This is a genomic window from Candidatus Methylospira mobilis (assembly GCF_009498235.1).
In the GTDB taxonomy this organism is placed as follows: domain Bacteria; phylum Pseudomonadota; class Gammaproteobacteria; order Methylococcales; family Methylococcaceae; genus Methylospira; species Methylospira mobilis.
This window is the reverse complement of record NZ_CP044205.1, coordinates 784,592-803,549: the sequence shown is the minus strand read 5'-3', so window position 1 is coordinate 803,549 and position 18,958 is coordinate 784,592. Positions and strand designations below refer to the sequence as shown.

At 55.1% G+C, this 18,958-nt stretch carries 19 protein-coding genes; 14 read left to right on the top strand and 5 right to left on the bottom strand.

All coding sequences use genetic code 11. The features are described 5' to 3' along the window. Positions 1-20: 20 nt before the first annotated feature. The gene (locus F6R98_RS03355) at positions 21-602 is read right to left on the bottom strand and encodes a beta-class carbonic anhydrase (RefSeq protein ID WP_153247764.1); all 582 of its coding nucleotides are present in this window, start codon (positions 600-602) and stop codon (positions 21-23) included. 138 nt (positions 603-740) lie between these two features. Here F6R98_RS03355 and moaB point away from each other — a divergent pair, with 138 nt between their 5' ends. From moaB to F6R98_RS03335, 4 genes are all read left to right on the top strand, one after another. Further along, positions 741-1,262 (top strand): molybdenum cofactor biosynthesis protein B, encoded by a 522-nt coding sequence (gene moaB, locus F6R98_RS03350; protein WP_153247763.1) that lies wholly within the window; start codon positions 741-743, stop codon positions 1,260-1,262. 521 nt (positions 1,263-1,783) lie between these two features. After that, the gene (locus F6R98_RS03345; RefSeq protein ID WP_153247762.1) at positions 1,784-4,384 is read left to right on the top strand and encodes a chemotaxis protein CheW; all 2,601 of its coding nucleotides are present in this window, start codon (positions 1,784-1,786) and stop codon (positions 4,382-4,384) included. Between the two features lie 128 nt (positions 4,385-4,512). Then, on the top strand, positions 4,513-4,896 hold the full coding sequence (locus F6R98_RS03340; RefSeq protein ID WP_153247761.1) for a DUF302 domain-containing protein: 384 nt from the start codon (positions 4,513-4,515) through the stop codon (positions 4,894-4,896). 62 nt (positions 4,897-4,958) lie between these two features. After that, positions 4,959-5,561 (top strand): HAD family hydrolase, encoded by a 603-nt coding sequence (locus tag F6R98_RS03335; RefSeq protein ID WP_153247760.1) that lies wholly within the window; start codon positions 4,959-4,961, stop codon positions 5,559-5,561. Positions 5,562-5,713: 152 nt separating this feature from the next. On the opposite strand, the gene F6R98_RS03330 is transcribed toward F6R98_RS03335, so the two are convergent. Continuing rightward, positions 5,714-6,160 (bottom strand): hypothetical protein, encoded by a 447-nt coding sequence (locus F6R98_RS03330; protein WP_153247759.1) that lies wholly within the window; start codon positions 6,158-6,160, stop codon positions 5,714-5,716. Between the two features lie 207 nt (positions 6,161-6,367). On the opposite strand from F6R98_RS03330, the gene blaOXA reads away from it, so the two are divergent. The 10 genes from blaOXA to hepT all read left to right on the top strand — a co-directional run bounded on the left by blaOXA (position 6,368) and on the right by hepT (position 15,371). Beyond that, the gene (gene blaOXA / locus F6R98_RS03325; protein WP_153247758.1) at positions 6,368-7,183 is read left to right on the top strand and encodes a class D beta-lactamase; all 816 of its coding nucleotides are present in this window, start codon (positions 6,368-6,370) and stop codon (positions 7,181-7,183) included. After that, entirely contained in the window at positions 7,180-7,692 is a 513-nt protein-coding gene (locus F6R98_RS03320) for a L,D-transpeptidase family protein (protein ID WP_228125068.1), read from the top strand. Before blaOXA ends, F6R98_RS03320 begins: the two co-directional genes overlap by 4 nt. A gap of 38 nt (positions 7,693-7,730) precedes the next feature. Beyond that, positions 7,731-8,633 (top strand): polysaccharide deacetylase family protein, encoded by a 903-nt coding sequence (locus tag F6R98_RS03315; protein ID WP_228125067.1) that lies wholly within the window; start codon positions 7,731-7,733, stop codon positions 8,631-8,633. 135 nt (positions 8,634-8,768) lie between these two features. Beyond that, a complete protein-coding gene (locus tag F6R98_RS03310; protein WP_153247757.1) occupies positions 8,769-9,320 on the top strand; it encodes a lipocalin family protein in 552 nt (183 codons plus the stop codon). A 12-nt stretch (positions 9,321-9,332) separates the two neighbouring features. Next, positions 9,333-10,481: a radical SAM family heme chaperone HemW gene (gene hemW / locus F6R98_RS03305; RefSeq protein ID WP_153247756.1), complete on the top strand. Its 1,149-nt coding sequence runs from the start codon at positions 9,333-9,335 to the stop codon at positions 10,479-10,481. A 72-nt stretch (positions 10,482-10,553) separates the two neighbouring features. Beyond that, entirely contained in the window at positions 10,554-11,435 is an 882-nt protein-coding gene (locus tag F6R98_RS03300) for a prepilin peptidase (RefSeq protein WP_153247755.1), read from the top strand. 153 nt (positions 11,436-11,588) lie between these two features. After that, positions 11,589-11,837, top strand: coding sequence for a hypothetical protein (locus F6R98_RS22690; protein ID WP_407079275.1), 249 nt, complete (start codon positions 11,589-11,591; stop codon positions 11,835-11,837). Positions 11,838-11,977: 140 nt separating this feature from the next. Next, entirely contained in the window at positions 11,978-14,137 is a 2,160-nt protein-coding gene (locus F6R98_RS03295) for a GGDEF/EAL domain-containing response regulator (protein WP_153247754.1), read from the top strand. Between the two features lie 409 nt (positions 14,138-14,546). Further along, positions 14,547-14,903 carry a nucleotidyltransferase domain-containing protein gene (locus tag F6R98_RS03290; RefSeq protein WP_228125066.1) on the top strand — a complete coding sequence of 119 codons (357 nt, stop codon included), beginning with the start codon at positions 14,547-14,549 and terminating at the stop codon, positions 14,901-14,903. Between the two features lie 45 nt (positions 14,904-14,948). After that, positions 14,949-15,371 carry a type VII toxin-antitoxin system HepT family RNase toxin gene (gene hepT, locus F6R98_RS03285; protein ID WP_153247753.1) on the top strand — a complete coding sequence of 141 codons (423 nt, stop codon included), beginning with the start codon at positions 14,949-14,951 and terminating at the stop codon, positions 15,369-15,371. 182 nt (positions 15,372-15,553) lie between these two features. Here the strand turns inward: hepT and F6R98_RS03280 are convergent, their stop codons facing one another. From F6R98_RS03280 to F6R98_RS03270, 3 genes are read right to left on the bottom strand one after another with little or no spacing between them, the layout of a single operon-like run. Next, complete coding sequence (locus tag F6R98_RS03280) at positions 15,554-16,372, bottom strand: formylmethanofuran dehydrogenase subunit C (RefSeq protein WP_153247752.1); 819 nt, start codon at positions 16,370-16,372, stop codon at positions 15,554-15,556. 24 nt (positions 16,373-16,396) lie between these two features. Beyond that, positions 16,397-17,293 (bottom strand): formylmethanofuran--tetrahydromethanopterin N-formyltransferase, encoded by an 897-nt coding sequence (fhcD, locus tag F6R98_RS03275; protein ID WP_153247751.1) that lies wholly within the window; start codon positions 17,291-17,293, stop codon positions 16,397-16,399. Continuing rightward, positions 17,290-18,954: a formylmethanofuran dehydrogenase subunit A gene (locus tag F6R98_RS03270; protein WP_153247750.1), complete on the bottom strand. Its 1,665-nt coding sequence runs from the start codon at positions 18,952-18,954 to the stop codon at positions 17,290-17,292. The genes fhcD and F6R98_RS03270 overlap by 4 nt, the downstream gene beginning before the upstream one ends. Positions 18,955-18,958: the final 4 nt, after the last annotated feature.

Below are 18,958 nucleotides of genomic sequence, written 5' to 3'. Positions count from 1 at the left end.
AAGACGCGGCGGCTGCAAAGCTATGCAGCCCGGCCCGCCTCAGTCGCAGCAGGAACCTCCAGCAACCGTCCGGAACGAACATCATAGATATAGCCGTAAACCGGAATATCGCGAGGCACCAGCGTGTGATTGCGGATGCGCGCCACATCTTCCAGCACGCTTTGCTCCTGGGACTTGATCGTCAGCCAGTTGATATATTTGCCATCGCTGCAACCCGGCCCTGTTCCGCAATCGTGCCAGCCCGTTTCATCGACAGTAGCGGTCCTGAGACTGCTGGCGAGGAGGTCGCTCATGATTTCATTGGTAAAAAGCTCCATACCGCAATCGGTATGATGAATCACGAACCACTCGCGCGTACCCAGCAGTTTGTACGAAATTACCAGTGAGCGTATCGCGTCATCGCTGGCGCGCCCGCCGGCATTGCGTATTACATGCGCATCGCCCTCGGCCAGTCCCGCATACTTCGCCGGGTCCAGACGCGCGTCCATACAGGTCAAAATCGCAAAGTGCCGGGCGGGCGGCAGGGCCAATGCCGCTTTATCTCCAAAATCGGCAGCATAATGCGCATTGGCATTTAAAACTTCTTCAAGTATCTTGCTCATGCTATTCCTCTGTGTATGTTTTTTTACCGGGCATGCATTGTTTGCATTATATGTATTATGAGGTGTCCGCAAATAACACGTTCGTTAGACAAACTTCAAACACGGAAGTTCACGCAATACTTATACAGAAATATACCAATGAATACACAAAGAACATTTACTCCGTTAAATATCGCCGTGCTGACAGTATCCGATACCCGCATCGAAGAAAATGATACATCAGGGAAAACGCTCGTCGAACGGTTAACGCAAGCCGGCCACACCATGGCCGAAAAACGCATCCTGCCGGATAACATTTACCAAATCAGAGCGCAGGTATCGGTATGGATCGCCGATCCCGAAGTACAGGTAGTGCTTACCACCGGCGGCACCGGCTTGACCGGACGCGACGGGACGCCTGAGGCGGTCTCGGTATTATTCGACAAAACCATAGACGGGTTCGGGGAAGTATTCCGCGCTATTTCCTGGCAGGAAATCAAAACATCGACGCTGCAATCACGCTCAGTGGCAGGCGTGGCGAACGGCACTTATATTTTCTGTCTTCCCGGTTCATCCGGCGCCTGCCGCACTGCCTGGGATCAGCTGATCAGGGAACAACTGGATTTCAGAACCCGGCCCTGTAATCTGGTGGAGCTGATGCCTCGGCTACTGGAGCGCTGATCACGAAAAACCGCCGGGGATCCCCGTCTCAAACAACTCGAACCCCTGATTGAAAACTGCGGGTTTGGCTAAAATAACTTCCCGGACATAATACTTTAAGATATGGGCGGATGCGCTACGCTTGCTCACTACCCGATGAAGAAGGCCTGTCACAGAACGGATAAGCATAGCGCACCCGCAGAACCAGCTAAGGGATGACAATGACTGACAAAAACCCAACCCACTAATACTTAAGCCGTTTACCCATTATTTTTAGCAAACCGGACGCAGGAAGATAGCATAGGTCGCCGCGTCGGCAATAACTTATTGTTGCATGACAATGCGACAAAATGTCGCATACAAAACATCTCCATTTACCCTGTTCCAACATGTAATCAATCTGTAACAAATAGCTTGCTTCATGGCATGGAAAATGCGTCATCATAACAAGGGTTATTCATGCCCAGCTCACTCGGCACTCAGGCGGACATAAGCGCACACCACACATATCAACTTTACAATCAATAACTTATAATAATAAAATGCAATATAAAGGGATAGAAGTAGACGACAACATCGGTGGACTCATAAGTCATATGGGTCATGTCGATGAATATCGTGAAAACCTGCAAACCCTGCAAACGATCTGGGATAACCTGTCCCTGCTGGGACACTTATCAGGCACCGGCACCGACATGACCGGCACGCGTCAGGCTTTTCATCGTCTCACAGGCAGCTTGCTAAATCAGCTCGGCAACGAAACCCTAAAGAAAACGATGCTTTCGATGCAGGCCAGGGCGCAGGTCGCCATCGACATCATGGTGCGCAATCTGTTCGAAAGAACCGCGGATATCGGCTTTCTTGCTATGGACGATGAAGTTCGTAACTTTTTGCTTCAAGACGTGTCGTCCGTTGCTGCGGAAGCACGCAGAAAAAGAATGCAATCCCGGTTTCGAGACTATGTGCTTAAGTATACGGTTTACTCGAATGTAATTCTTCTCGATACCGAGGGCCGGCTATTGGTACAGCTCGACGACGGCAATCTCGTCACGCACTCGAGTGACCCGCTCATAGCCGAATCGCTGGCGACCGAAAACGCCTATGTGGAAGTTTTCCGGCACAGCGACCTGCAACCCGACATAGCCGTCAGCCTCATTTACGCCTACCGGGTCGTCGAAAAAAACTGCGGTAAAGCGCTGGGAGTATTGTGTTTATGCTTCAAATTCCAGGATGAAGCAGAAAAAATTTTCTCAAACCTGATAGGTGCGCACTATTGGAGTGCTATTACGCTGTTAAACGATCAAGGCAAGGTTATCGCCAGCAGCGACGCTCAATACGTCGCGATAGGCTCCCGATTAAAAACGACTCAAGACTCGAACGGCAGCCGGATTTTTTTCGCCGGTCGCGAATACATTGCGAGCACAAGACCTACGCAAGGATATCAGGACTATATGGGGCCAGGCTGGTTTGGTCATGTCATGATGCCATTGGAGCATGCATTCGACAGCGACGCCGCATTTCGCTTCGACGACATTGACGCCGACCTGCTTGATGCGATGACCACCAACCCGGAACTGTTCTGCGAAGCCATCAGAGATATCCCGCTGCAAGCCGGGAACATCCAGCGCGACCTGAATCGGTCCGTCTGGAACGGCCACGTTCGCCAGCAAAGCGATCGCACTGCCTTGAACCCTGCATTTTCAAAAGTCCTGCTTTGGGAAATCAGTAATACCGGATTAAAAACCCAACAGGTATTCGATCGCTCCATCGGCAATCTGCACCAAACCGTGGTTTCATCCATCCTGCAGGACAACCAGTTCAAGGCGGCGCTTGCCATCGACATCATGGATCGCAACCTGTACGAGCGCGCCAACGATTGCCGCTGGTGGGCGCTTACACCCAACTTTCAAAGCGCGCTGACATCGGCGGAAATCGATCAACAAACGCAAAAATCCATCACACAGACACTTACCGACATTAATGCTCTGTATACGGTCTACGACAACCTTTTACTGTACAGTAAACGCGGCACCGTCGTTGCCGTTTCCAACCCGGATTATCATGCAATGGTTGGACAGGATATTGCAGAAGAGTGGGTACAGCGCGCCTTATCACTGACTGACGCACAAAAATATGCGGTATCGGCGTTTTCCGGCACGCCCCTGTATCGAAACCGCCCGACTTATATCTATGCCGCCGCCGTACGCGTTGCTTCCGCCGATGCCAAAATTGTCGGCGGCATCGGTATCGTATTCGATTCGGAGCCGCAATTTTCGGCGATGTTGAACGACGCCTTGCCGCGAAACGAACGGGGGGAGATTCCTGCAGGATGCTTCGGCCTGTTCGCGGATCGCCAAAAAACCGTTATTGCATCGACCAGCAGCGCCTTTCCACCCGGCAGCCGGGTAACGCTTGACGATGACTTTTTCGCTCTGCGCAATCGACAAGGCGCGTCCCGCCTTTGCCGTTTCAACGGCTGGTATTACGCTGTCGGCGCTACCATGTCGGGAGGCTATCGCGAATACAAAAGAGCGGACGATTGCTATCGTAACGACGTCGTTGCGCTCATTTTCACGCCGCTGGGGGAAATACCGGAGCAAAAACAGTCCATCCGGCAATATCATGTGCGTAATCTGCGTCATGCCGACAATACTGCGGAGGCGAGCGCCCGCAAGGAAATCGCGACCTTCTACGTAGACAATCAATGGCTGGGCCTGGAATCCCGCTTCGTTATTGAAGCAATAGACGATAAAGGTTTCACGCTATTGCCGGATCAGGGCAAACAAGGCCACGGCTGTATATTGTTTCACGACAAGGTTATTCCGGTAATCGAGTTATGGAGTCTGATGGGTTACTCCGGTCCGCCGTCATCGCATAAAAACGGTCAAATCATTGTTTTGAAGCATGACAGCGACAAACAGGAAAGCTGCTTCGGCATCAGGGTGGATGAACTGGGAGAAATCCCGGAGATTCCCCTGAACAGGATAGTGCCGATCTCGGCATTAATGACATCCGGCAACCGGCTGGCGGAAAGCATCGTCAGATCGCCGGATAACGAAGCGGTACAAAACCTGCTTATTGTGATTTCGATGGACAGGCTGCGCGGCCTAATGGGTAATGGCGCACAAGCATCGTGTTCTTAACCCTTCCACTATACTTTCACTATCCGGCGCACCGTGGCGTCATACTCGGGGTATGATATATACGTCGGCTTTCAGCCCGACCGGATCGCGATCCAATCTTCCGTCAACCACAAACCATAGAGGCGCTCATGTATTACACAGTCGAAAGCGACAAATCATTCGAGCAGGCCGCTGCGGATCTCGAAACGGCGGTTCTGCGTAACGGGTTCGGGGTGCTGCATGTCCATGACATAGGGACTACCTTGCGCAGCAAAGGCATGAATTTCGACGAACAGTGCAAGGTTTTCGAAGTCTGCAATCCCGGGCAGGCGGCAAAAGTTTTATCCGTCGATATGCGCCTGAACATGGCGTTGCCGTGCCGTATTTCCGTTTTTACCGAGCATGGCAAAACCAGGATAGGCATGATCAAACCGGTGCAGATACTGGCGGCGTTGTCTCAGGATGAAAGACTGGCTCAAGTCGCTAAAGAGGTTGAAGAAAAGACCACGCTGATGATCGACGAGGCGAAATAAACAGCCGCCACCCGCTCAACGGCAAATCCTATAAATCCGAGCCGCCGCTTTGCGAGACAAAAATGAATAAACCTGCGCTGTTACTGTTCGACCTCGGCGGAGTCCTGATAGAAAACGCCACCTGCGAACGCCTGAACCGTTTGCTGCCGCAACCGCTCGACGATGCGATCGTCAAGGAACGCTGGCTGCATTCCTCCGCGATCCGGCGATTCGAGCGCGGCGATGTTTCCCCCCAGGATTTCGCCGAAAGTTTTCTAGCCGAGTGGGATATCCGGCTTACTGTCGATGCATTCCTGCAGGAGTTTATTTCCTGGCCCAAGGGATTCTATCCCGAAGCCCGCGAAACGCTGCGCATTTTACGGCAAAGCTATCGCGTTTGCTGTTTGAGCAACTCGAATGTCCTGCATTGGGAAAGGTTCGGCGGCTTCGCGGAAGATTTCGACATCGCCCTCTCCTCCCATTTGCTGGGGGTCATCAAACCGGATCGGGAGGCGTTTACGCGAGCGTTGAGAGAATGCGATATCGGGCCGGAGGAAGTCTGCTTCTTTGACGATATATTAACCAATATCCAGGCGGCTCAAAGTATTGGCATGCGGGCGTTTCATGTCGAAGGCTTTAAATCGCTGCAATGCGTCCTGCAAGACCAAGGCCTGCTGCCTGTTTAATATTCGGGGTAACGATTCAGCGTCCTTTGATGTTTTGTCCTATATCGTTAAGGAAACGCTGATAAAGTCCTCCGACAAGCTCAGGACGAACGGAAAATCGGAACGCCGAATAGTTACTATCCGGACAGGTTATGCGAATTTCCTCAAAGCGCTCAGCGCATTCCGGTGGCTTGCGTATTAACCAGAAGGCGCATTAACACGTTCGCGCTGCCGCCGTAGTGGGTAGGCGAATAGGTAAGCTGCCCCTCGTTTTTGTAAAACGCTTCCAAGCGGTGCGTGTCGCCGCCAAAGAAAAACGGGATGAACGCCTTGCCGGTAATATGCGAGTCTTCATCGTCAGGCCGACCGATCAGTTCTTCGACCTGCCGTTGCGTCATGCCGATGCGCAGTTTGGCGAACTTGCCGGCCGGCGCCGGCGTTCCGATGATTTCGCCGTCGAACGATCCGTCTTCCGACTTTACTTTTTTCACATTGGCTGCTGTAGAATCGCCGGCAGAGACAGAGGGCGATGTTGTACTCTTACCGCCGACAGGTTGCGAGGAACAGCCGGACAGCGCGAAAACCAGGATTGCAATGGCTGAAAACTTGCTTGTGTGCATAGCGTTCTCCTGACAAAAGGGAAAGAAATCCGTCGAACGGAACGGTATTTTGATGACGCCGCCAACAACCGTCCTGCCGCCACCAGTTTGCGCCGGGTAACGGGATTCAGGCAAGAGTAATCTTTGCTCCCGGACTTGCGACGCAAGCTCGTCAGGAATGACTATGTATCGATACTCATACAGGCAAACGCATAACGCAAAGACAATATGAAACTTCTATTCGCTACCTTGATGCTGCTGATAAATTACCCGACACAGGCAGCCGATTGGCAGAACAACCCGGAACTGGGCAAGCTATTCGCCAATGCCGGCGTGCGCGGCACGTTCGTGCTGTATGACATCAACGCGAATCAGTTTGCCGGTTACGATCCTGTACGCGCCGAAACGCGCTATATTCCCGCCTCCACTTTTAAAATTCCCAACAGCCTGATCGGTCTTGCCTTCGGCGCGGTAAAAAGCGTGGATGAGATATTACCCTATGGCGGAAACCCTCAACCGATCAAGACATGGGAGCAGGATATGGGGTTGCGCGCGGCCATCAGGATTTCCAATGTACCCGTCTATCAGACGCTCGCCAGACGTATCGGACTGGAGCGCATGCGCGATAGTGTCAAGGCGATAGGATACGGCAATGCGGAAACAGGCAATGTCGTGGATAAATTCTGGCTGGCCGGCCCGCTGAAAATCAGCGCTGTGGAGCAAACGCGCTTTCTTGCGCGTCTGGCGCGGGATGACTTGCCGTTTCCCAGAAAGATTCAGGCAGCGGTACGCGATATTGTCCGGCTGGAGCAGGGCGCTGGGTGGACTTTATACGGCAAATCCGGCTGGGCCGCCGACGAAAATCCGGCGATCGGCTGGTGGGTCGGCTGGCTGCAAAAAAGCGAACATTTGTACAGTTTCGCATTAAATATCGATATGGCCCAGGCAAGCGATGCGGCGAAACGAATGGAACTGGGTAAAGCCTGCCTTAACGCATTGGGCTTATTGGACGCGGCTCCCGCGCCTGCCGGCGGCAAACAGTGACTACGGCAACCTGCAGGACGAAGCTGAGCCTGATAAGCGCTATTTTGCTTTGTTGCCTTGCCGGCCGGCTATTTGCCGGTGAGCTGCCGATCGAATCGGTACGCGTGTTGAAGTCAGAGCATAAACTGCAGCTGCTATCCGCGAATGAGGTTACGCGCGAGTTTCATGCCGTCTTCGGCAGCAATCCGCTGGGACATAAAACACAGGAAGGCGACGGCAAAACCCCCGAAGGCGTTTATCTGCTGGATTACAAAAAATCCGACAGCGCGTTCCACAAGGCGATTCATATCTCTTATCCCGGCGAGCGGGATATCGCTTCGGCACAAGCGCGCGATATGGAGCCGGGCGGTCTGATCATGATCCACGGCCAGAAGAACGGCTTGGGCTGGCTTTCTTTTATCAGCCGATATTTAAACTGGACCAACGGCTGTATCGCCTTGAGCAACGCCGATATGGACCAGGTCTGGGATCTGGTAAAAGAGGGAACGAAAATTGAGCTTCTTCCGTAACTTTACCGATTTACTTTAATCGATACGGTGACACAGCCATGTTGAATTCGGTGATGCATTTACCGTCCCACAACCGGTACGATTATGACCCCATCAAAGGCCGTCGCGTTTACGATTGGCCCGACGCCACCCGCCTGGCCGTTTACATTGCAATCAATGTCGAACACTTCGCTTTTGGGGAAGGCCTGGGCGCGGAGCTTGCTCCCGGCGGCCCGCAGCCCGATATACTCAACTTCGCCTGGCGCGATTACGGTAACCGGGTCGGAATCTGGCGATTGCTGGACTTATGCGATGAGCTGCAATTGCCTGCCTGCGGCTTGATCAATTCAAGCATTTATGACGCCTGCCCGTCGATCCCCGCCGCGTTTTGCGCCCGCGGCGATGAAATCGTTGCGCACGGGCGCAGCAATGCCGAGCGTCAAAGCGTGCTGGACGAAGCGGAAGAGCGTGCGCTGATTGACGCAACCACAGCAACCATCGCCATGCATGAAGGCGTCGCGCCTCGCGGCTGGCTTGGGCCGTGGATAGCGGAAAGCAGGTCTACGCCGGATTTGCTCAAGGAACGGGGCTATGAATATCTGCTCGATTGGTGCATGGATGACCAGCCGGTCTGGCTCCGTACTCGCTCGGGACCGATACTGTCCATACCTTACCCACAGGAAATCAATGATATACCTGCAATTGCGGTGCGCCGCGCCAGCGCAACCGAATTTGCGGATATGATCCGGGATAACTTCGCCGAAATGTACGATCAGGCCGCAAGCGGCCCGCTGGTCATGGGAATCGCGCTGCATCCCTACATCGTCGGACAACCCTACCGTCTGCGCGCATTGCGGCCCGCCCTGAAAGAGATTGCAAAGTTCCGCGAGAAGATCTGGTTGACCCGTCCCGGCGACATCAACGCCCATGTGCGACAACTGGAACCGGAGATCGCGCCCTGATATAGTCACCACAATGAGCGATAATGCAGGATGGGCAGAAACCCATCATTAATACTGACAGGTAATACAATGAAAGATAGCATTTTACTTTCTAATTCTTTTTTTCAGGCATCCGGCCCGCGGCGTGCAGTCGCTATGCTGGCATCCGTCCTGTCGCTGCTTGCACTGACCGGGTGCACCAAAATCCCCGAAGGTTTGCAGCCGGTGCAAGGCTTTATTCTGGAGCGTTTTCTGGGTACATGGTATGAAATCGCGCGTCTCGATCACGGCTTCGAACGCGGACTGGATAACGTCACCGCGGAATTCATCGCAGACGGCGAGGACGGTTTCAAACTGGTGAATCGCGGCTACCGCGCCAAATCCGGGGAATGGAAAGAAGAAACCGGCCAGGGATCATTTGTCGGAGACAACAATGTCGGCAGTCTGAAGGTATCGTATTTCGGGCCGTTTTACGGCGGTTATCACATCGTCGATCTCGACAGAGACAATTATCGCTACGCCATGGTGGCCGGGCCGAGCCGTTCCATTTTGTGGATACTGTCGCGCGACAAGACCATGGACGACAAGACTTATTCCGCAATGGTCGCAAAAGCGATACATTGGGGATTCGATATCAAAAAACTGATACTCGTCAACCAGAACCCGCCCGCGCCTGCTGCCGCAACGCCGGCGCCCGCGGAGAAATAGAGACGTTTGCGCATGCCGCTTTCAGCCCCGCCTCTGGGCCTTTACGTGCATATTCCCTGGTGCGTGCGCAAATGTCCCTATTGCGATTTCAATTCGCATGCCAGCGCCGAAAGCCTGCCTGAGGCGGCTTATGTGGACGCGCTGCTGGCCGATCTCGACCTTGACGCGCCCCGGATCGGAAGCCGCGGACTCGAAACTGTTTTTATCGGCGGCGGCACACCCAGTCTGTTCAGTCCCGCAGCCATCGCGCGTCTGTTGACGGGCATAAGCGAGAGGCTGGCGTGCGCGCCCGATATGGAAGTAACGCTGGAGGCAAATCCGGGTACGCTCGAAACCGGCAAGTTCGAGGGATTCCGCCTCGCGGGTGTCAACCGGTTGTCCATCGGCGTGCAAAGTTTCGACAATGCCGGCCTGGAGCAACTGGGACGCATACACGGGGCCGATGCGGCGATAGCTGCGGCGCATCAGGCCAAAGCATGCGGTTTCGAACGGCTCAATCTGGATTTGATGTTTGGATTGCCGGGGCAATCGCTCGGCAATGCGCTTGCCGACATTAATACGGCAATTGCGTTGCAGCCGTCGCATTTGTCGTTTTATCAGCTAACGCTGGAACCCAATACCCTGTTTCACGAACATCCGCCCTCCTTGCCGGAAGATGAAAGGATTTGGGAAATGCAGCAGGCCTGCCGGCAGGCGCTGATTTCGGCCGGATTCGGTCAATACGAAGTTTCCGCCTGGGCGCGTAACGGTGATCACTGTCGCCATAACCTGAACTACTGGCAATTCGGCGATTACCTTGGCATAGGGGCCGGCGCGCACGGCAAACTGACCGACCCCGCTACCGGTCGGATATCGCGCTACTGGCGCATCAAGCACCCCCGCACTTATCTCGCGGCAGCCGGTGCAACCGGCACAGTCGGAGGCGAGTCCGCCGTAAGTGAAGCAGAGCTGCCATTCGAGTTTCTGATGAATCATTTGCGTTTGCGCGCAGGGTTCACGCTACCCTTATTCGAGGCGCGCACAGGTCTATCTGTAGAATGTCTGGATGAACCGCTGAGGCAGTGTATAGGGGAGGGGTTGCTGGAGCAGGACGGCAACCGGATTTACTGCACGGACAGGGGATGGAATTTTCTGGATAATGTGTTGGAAATGCTGATGTAAAACATCGGCGCTGCGCCATCATCGGTACGCCCGCGCCAAGCTGACGGAACTATTGACTTTAAGAACCCTTCCATGAACAACCTGCACCTGCTGCTGGAAATACCTGCGCTCTTTTACGGAAGCATCGCCGTGCTGGGCCTGATAGCCGGCAGTTTTCTGAACGTGGTCATCCATCGCCTGCCCATTATGATGGAACGCGAATGGCGGCGCGATTGCGAAGCCTTCCTCAACTTACCGGCCGGCGATGCCCCAAGCGCGCCCTACAACCTGTGCGTACCGGGGTCCTCATGCCCGCATTGCGGACATGAAATCAGCGTGCTGGAAAATATTCCGCTGCTGAGCTATCTGCTGCTGCGCGGACGCTGTACTCAGTGCCGCGCGCCGATCGCTCTGCGCTACCCCCTGGTGGAAGCGCTTACTGCGTTGCTTTCTCTGGCGGTTGCCTGGCGTTTCGGACCTGACTGGCAGACGGCGGCGGCGTTACTGCTGTGCTGGAGCCTGATTGCGCTGGCGTTTATCGATTTCGACCACCAATTGCTGCCCGATACGATCACCCAGCCGCTGCTGTGGCTGGGCCTCGGTGTCAACCTGTCAGGGCTGCTGACCGACCAGACTTCAAGCCTGGTCGGTGCGATGAGCGGCTATCTGGGGCTATGGCTGGTCTATCACGCGCACCGCTACCTCCGTAAAAAAGAAGGCATGGGCCATGGCGACTTCAAGCTGCTGGCGGCCTTGGGCGCGTGGCTCGGTTGGCAAATGCTGATGCCCCTGGTATTTATTGCCACTCTGCTGACACTGACCTCCACTTTCGCTATCTTCGGACGACAGGCTTACGATCAGCCGATACCATTCGGACCCTTTCTGGCGCTGGCCGGACTACTGGTGCTGTTCTGCGGAAACGAGATGCTGGATGCCTATTGGCGCTACTTCCTACCACAAGCGGAAGCGCGCTGACGCCGTAGTAAAGCCCGCATGGCGTTTGCGTAACCCCGCGCATCGACACCGCCGTCCTGCCTATCAATGGCGGTAATATGTTGCTAAAATTAACTGCGAATATTTATATTGTCACTGACAATCAGTCCTGAATTGCTGGCGATCATCAGGCGCATGAACAATATTCTCAAGTCCCTGAAACCTACCGGCAGGACCCGCCGCTGGAATGGGAGGTGTTTCAACATGTTGAAGTTTCACTCTTTACCGCTCAATGCGCGTAACCATGACGCGCGGTCTGTCTGGAAAAAGGCGAGCGATAAACAACCTGCCCGCACTGAAGGAATCCCTTGTAAAACCGGGCTGGACGGACAACCTCATATGATTAATGTGCCGAAGGACGCTATGTCCGTCGCCGGCGTCTGAGCGAAAAAGCGCGCGAATCAAGCGCCTTTGCCATATCGAAAACCGGATGGCTCCGTCCGGATATCATAGTTTGTGGCGAACTCGCTGTAAGGAATTCCTAACTAAAATGCTTACCAAATACCACACCATTCCGTACAACCATGGCAACTGAAACGCTTACCCATTATGTTGCCGACTTGAACCGTCATAACGGAAATGGCGTAAATCCTAAACCGGCGCGTATCCTGATTGTCGACACTGAATTGCAAGGCATCGCCACACTGCGGAAAATGCTTGAACGCGATTTCGACGTGCAGTTCGCCTACTCGGGAACGGAAGCCTTGTCGCTGCTCGACACGGAAGAGTTGCCTGACCTGATCCTGCTGGAAGCCGTCATGCCGGAAGTAAACGGCTTCGAAGTATGTCGCAAAATTAAACAGAACGAGCTAACCGGTCATATTCCCGTGCTGCTGATTATGGATAAAAACAATGCTCATGACGAAGCGCTGGGACTGAAGGCGGGTGCGGCTGACTACCTTATTAAACCTTTCGCTCTCGCCATTACCAAGGCGCGGATAGGCAACTACGCCAAACAGGCCCGGCAGGAACGCCAGCTTAAACTGGAAACCATAGAACACCGCAATGCGCGCGAACAGCTCCAGGTAGCAGGACTGGTTTATAACGCCAGCAGCGAAGCCATGACGCTGACCGATGCCAACAATCGCATAATGGCAGTCAACCCCGCCTTCACCGCTCTGACCGGGTACAGTTTTGAGGAAGTCGCGGGCAAGGACCCCAAAATACTGGGCTCGGGCAGACATGAAGACATGTTTTTCCAGCACATGTGGCGCAGCCTGAACAGCACCGGCAAGTGGAATGGCGAAATCTGGAACCGGCACAAAAACGGAGAGGAATATGCGGTACGCCTGGTTATCAACAGCATTTACGATGAAACCGGCTCAATACACCAGCGCGTAGCCTTGTTCTCGGACATTACCGAACAAAAGCGTTTTCTCTCCATGATCCAGTTCCAGGCCAACTTCGACGAGTTGACGCAACTTCCCAACCGGCGCTTATTCATGGACCGTCTGGAGCATACCGTAAAAAAAGGTCAGCGTATCAATCGCCGCGTAGGCGTCATGTATATCGACCTCGACCACTTCAAGGAGGTCAACGACACGCTGGGACACCATCAGGGCGACTTGCTGCTGGTGGAAGCGGCCAGACGAATCAAAAATTGCGTGCGCGAGTCCGATACCGTTGCGCGTCTGGGCGGCGACGAATTTACCGTTATTCTCGACGATCTGCACGAAATATCCAATATGGATCGTGTCGCCCAGAACATCCTGGACAGTCTGTCCCAGCCGTTTCAACTGGACAAGGACGAGGCCTATGTTTCGGCCAGCATCGGCATTACGCTCTGCCCTGACGATGCACGTAGCGTCGAAGACCTGCTTAAATGCGCCGATCAGGCCATGTATGCAGCCAAGGACGGCGGGCGCAACAGTTACCGGACCTTTACCGCCGACATGCAGGAATCAGTCATGATGCGCACACGCCTGGACAAGGATTTGCGTCATGCGCAGGAACGCGGTCAGTTGCACATCTATTTCCAGCCTATCGTCGAGCTGGCAACCGGCCATATTCACAAGGCGGAAGCGTTTCTGCATTGGCGGCACCCCGAGCTCGGCGTGATTAGTCCAGCCGTTTTCATTCCCATTGCCGAAGAGAGCGGCACGATACATGGTTTGGGCGAATGGGTCTTCATACAGGCGGCTAACCAGGCCAGGCGCTGGCGGCAGCTGCCCGGCTATGAACATTTCCAGATCAGCCTGAACATGTCGCCAGTGCAATTTCGCAGCAACGGCAAGGATTTTGATAGCTGGATACGGCATTTGCATGAGCTGGGACTGCCCGGAAACAGCATCAACGTCGACATCAGCGAAGACTTGCTGATCGACACGGACGCCATTACCACCAGGAAGCTTTTTTTATTCCGCGACAACGCGATCCAAATGGCGATCGACAATTTCGGCAGCGGCTACTCATCCTTGTCCTATCTGAAAAAATTCGATATCGACTTTTTGAAGATAGACCCTTCTTTCGTGCGCAACTTTGAGCCCAACTCCAACAGCTACATGCTGGCGGAAGCCATGGTTGCGATGGCGCACAAACTGAACCTGAGCGTCATCGCCGAAGGCGTTGAAACCAAGCAGCAAAGCACGCTCCTCGCGCAGCTCGGCTGCGATTACTGCCAGGGCTATCTATTCTCCAAACCGTTGCCGGCCGGCGAGTTCGAGCAGGTGCTGACGGCGCAGTAACTAGCCTGTCGAACTGCGGCTTGCCGCAAGTCCTTGCATGCTATATCGTTACCGTGCAAATCGCGACAAGCGAATACCTAATCCCCTCTTCCTTTGGGGCGCAGGCGGGCTGGGTGAGGGAAACCGGGCATGGCGTAAGCATTTATGATAGGGGGCGACGCTTGCGCCATGACCAGTAGATAATGGGTAAACAACTATCAGCCACCGTTGCATATCGCTGCAGGAGCGGGCTTTAGCCCGCGAGGGAGGCCGATCGCGGGCTAAAGCCCGCTCCTACAAAGTCGTTTCATTCGAAGATTACATTGCAGTTCCTATTAATAATGCGTTTTCCGTAGAAAGCGCTGATGAACTGAATAGTTACGATAATAGCTACTGGAACGCCAAGCTGCTCAGACAAACAATCCCTTTTATGAGCGCCGATAAATTATCATCAGTTACCGGAATATGGGGTGAAAAACTCCTGCCGTTATTCGCGAACGAGTCAGATATCGAGTTTGCGATACTGATCGGCAGTCGGGCGTCTGATCGGGCGCACATCGACAGCGATTGGGATATCGTCGTGCAATGGAACGCCGCCCTGCCCTGGCTGGATATGCTGGGCAGCACGGAAACTTTACGCAGGAAACTGGCTGCACTATCGGTACGACCGAGGAAAAAATCGACCTCATCGAACTTCGCAGAGCGAATCTGGCCATGCGCGCCGAAGTTTCCGAGACGGGAATACCGCTCAAAGGAGGCGAAAGCCTGGTCTGGGCACGTTTTTTAACGCGCACCTGGCGCGAAATCGAGGATTTCTACTGGGAGCAAAGCCATGCAGTTTGCACTGTATCAGGCGGAAACGGCCCGCATCGCTGCAGAACAGGCGGCATTGTTGGCTGAGGCCAGAGGCATCATGGCGCAACAGCGCCAACTGAGCCAGATGGAACAAGCCGGCGTGCTACATACCTTGCAAGTGCTGATCGAGAACGCCATCGGCAAGGCGAAACAACTGCTCAAGGCAATAAACCAGCCTGTGCCGGTTTCCGGATACGATGCATTTGCCGCGCTGTCGCGTTGCGGCATGATCGATGCCTCCAGACTTCCGGCGTGGAATGCTGTCATAGGCTTGCGCAACCGCATCGTTCACGATTACATGAATGTGGATATGGTTCAGGTACTGAAGCTGGTCTCGGAAAACAGGGAAAGTCTGGTGACCGATTTTTTATATTTGCCGGTTAACGAAACGCTCAGATGAAAGCATCATAACTATTCTAATCACCTGGAGCTTTTTGTGGATAATATGCGCTTAAATAGAAGAACCGCGCACGACATTTTCGGATAAACCCTTGTAGGAGCGGGCTTTAGCCCGCGAGGGGCCGTTCGCGGGCTAAAGCCCGCTCCTACAAGGAGAACTGATATCTTTTACAGCGCTTCAGCTCAAAGAACGACCAGTATCTCGCCCTTACCCAGTCCCGCCATATCGCCGGCATAACGGCGCACGCGTTTGACCGTGCCTGCCAGTTCGGCGAAGCGGGTCCGATACCCCCGGTAACCTTTCAACAGCAACGGCAGAAAGCCCAGGGTATGTGCGCCGCAGTCATTAAAGGTTGCGGGAACCTGGGACAGCGCCGTCAACAACAGCAGCGTGCCGCGCCGCATCGCATACCCCGGATTAGCGCCAACCGTGCCGAGCACGCCGATGGTGCCGGCGACCATGCGCGTACCCAGATAATCTCCGGCGTTGCCTTCGATCAGTATCGAACCCCGGCGCATATGATCGCCGACACGGTGACCGGCGTTGCCGCGCACAATGACGATGCCGCCCTGCATGCCCTTGCGGTTGCCGGGCAGGGCCGCGCCCAGATAATCGCCGGCATCGCCGTCTATGGTCAGCTCGCCGCTCTTCATTTCGCAGGCGGCATAGGCGTCGGTATTGCCGGAAATCAGCAAACGCCCGCCTTTCATGTACATCCCGGCATAGGAACCGACATTGCCCTCCACCTGGATTTCGCCCTCCGTCAGTCCTTTTCCGATGAAGTCGAGCTTGGCGGTGGCCGCGCCCAGGAATCGAATGTTCCGGCTATCGGAGCCGCTTGTTGTGAAAACCTCGTCCACGCGCAGTTTGCGATTACCCGATTGCAGTTCAATCGCGGAAATTTCCGCTACGGTTTTTCCGTCCAGCTGTTGCGGGATCAACGGGGAAACGTCGATGCGCTGACGCGGTTCGATTTTGAGAGTAAAGGTAAGTGCTGTCATGATTATCAATCCGGTCCGATGGCTTCAGGCCAGTATCTGGCGCAGGTGGAACAGGAACGGCCCCAGTTTGCCGCCGTAATTGCCCGCCGAAATACGGTGGACGCCCTGGGCCGAACCCAGTTCGCACACGGCCTGCATGCCGACGCGCATCGCCTGGCTGATGTCGGCTTCGCTTAATCCGTCGATGACGATTTCCATCACCGATTCGATTTCCGGCGACAGCTCGGTTGCGGTTTGCCCCTTCAATGTCGGGCAAAAGGCGTCGTTGGTGGACGCGGACAAGGTCCTGTATTTGGAACCGACCTTGGAACCGGAACGCACCACGCCGCCCGGAAACGGCATGATGACATTGGGCAGTTTTTTCATCGCGTCGATCGCCGCTTCGCAGGCGGCCAGCGCCTGCGGTTGCGATTCGGCCAGCACCAGAAAGTTGCCGCCGCCGATGGCCTTGACCATGCCGGTGGTTTCCTCGGTCAGAAATTCGCCGTCCATGACCGGCACGCGCCAGTAGCGCTTGCCGCCGATACTTTTGGAAGATTGGAATCCGTCGCCGAAATAACGCAGATTCTTGCCCAGCGCAATTTTATCGCCTTCATCCATCCCGGCAAACAGAGCCGATGTCGGCGAGGTCAGCACGCATTGTCCTGCGCGCGTTTCCAGTTGTTTCGCCAGTCCCTTGCCGCCCATTGCAAATATCATCGCCGCGACGCCGGGACGTCCGTCCGGTGTTTCCTCCGGAGCCAGCTCGCGCTCTATGCCCGCCTCGCAGCCGCAGGCGATTACCGAGGTAGCGAAACCGGTCATCGCGTGCGCGGCATGGTAAGCCCATTTGAGATTCTGCGCGGTGATGATGACGCGCGTGGCGCGCATCGGAAAAGCTTCCGCGAAAGTATCGTCGATAGTTACACCGTTGATGATCATGCCTTGCCTCCGCACGGGTGCACGATGATCTTGCTGCGGCCATCGTTTTCGATTTCTTGGTCACGAATAATGAAGTTGTCCATTTTCATGGTCAGGTAACGCTCAAAGTAACTTTTCAGATCTTTTTCGGCGGCAGCGCGATCGAATTCGGGTTTGACGGTATGCACGTTGCCCCAAACCACTTTGACCACTTCACCGTTTTTCACCACCAGCTCGCCGTCCTTGAATACATAGTCGGGCCTGGCGAACATCGCTTCCTTGTCTTCCTGCTCGGTGTAAACGGTAATGTCCGCACCGGCGCCTTCTCCCAAGTGGCCGCGGTCCTTAAGCCCGAGTAGTTTCGCCGCGCCGGCGCGCGTCATGATCGCAATTTCGTAGAGCGAATATTCGCGCGTCAGCGAGCCCAAGGTGCTGAGCGCCGCCGCATCCGGGTTGATGGTGGCCAGCATATCGTTACGGAACGATTTGTTGGTCAGCAGCTTGATCAGGTGCGGATAACTGGTAAACGGCGCGCCGTTGGGATGGTCGGTAGTCAGAAAGATGCGCCACGGATCGTCCGCCAGCAGGAAGATTTCCAGCCCTATCGCCCATTGCAGGGCATTGACGAAATTCTTGTCGCGGTACTTGAACGGCACCACGCCGCAGCCGGCGTCGCACTCGATATCCATGCACACCCATTTATTGGGGTTGGCGTGTGAGGCGTTGGCGTGCTGGCGTTGCGAGTCGCCGGAAGCGGTCACCGTTTGTCCGAATAAAACCTGGCCGACATCCATGGTAATGTTCTTGGTGCGATTAAACGCCTCGGCTATGCGCGCCGCGCCGGAGGAGAATTTACGGTCGCCTTCGGTGCCGTAGCTGTGGAACTGGATATGGGTCAGATGCAGCGGCAAGCCTTCGATGCCGGCCATGGTGTTCAGCGTGGTTTCGACGTTACCCGGCACGCCCAGGTTGGAGCCGTGCACATGCAGCGGATGCGGCACGCCCAGCTCGTGAACGGCGCGCGCCAGCGTCTGCAGCACCTTGCGCGGCGTGACGCCGTAGTAGACGTGCTGCTCGTCCAGATCGAGGCTGCGCTGATTGAACTTGAACGCGCTGATGCCGCCGGGGTTCACCACCTTGATGCCGATGCATTGCGCGGAATGGATGGTCCAGGCGACATAGTTGTTGATTTCCTCCTGGCTTTTGCCGGAAGACAGCAGGCGCAGGAAATAGTCGTCGCTGCCAAGCATGGCGTAGCCGCCGACATCAAGTAGCGGCACGTCGGCCATTTCGTGATGCGCCTGACGCGCGTTGACCGGCAGCACCGCCGGTTCGAAGCCGGTGGTATAGCCCATTTCCGCATAGCGGTAGCCGGTGGTCAGCGTGGAAGGCGCGGCATGTCCGCAACCGCCGCGCATCAAGCCTTCGCGCGCGGCCTGATCGCCGCGATGATCTTCCGGCAGCAGGTTGCGGGCGATGGTCACCTTGCCGCCGCCGATATGCGTATGCATATCGATGGCGCCCGCCATCACCACCTTGCCGCGCAGGTCGAATTCATGGTCGGGAGAAGCATCGCCGGGCGCGGCGATGATACGTCCGTCACGGATATAAATATCCCTGATTTCGCCGTTGATGCCATGCGCGGGGTCGTATACCCTGCCACCGGTCAGTTTGGTCAACATTTAC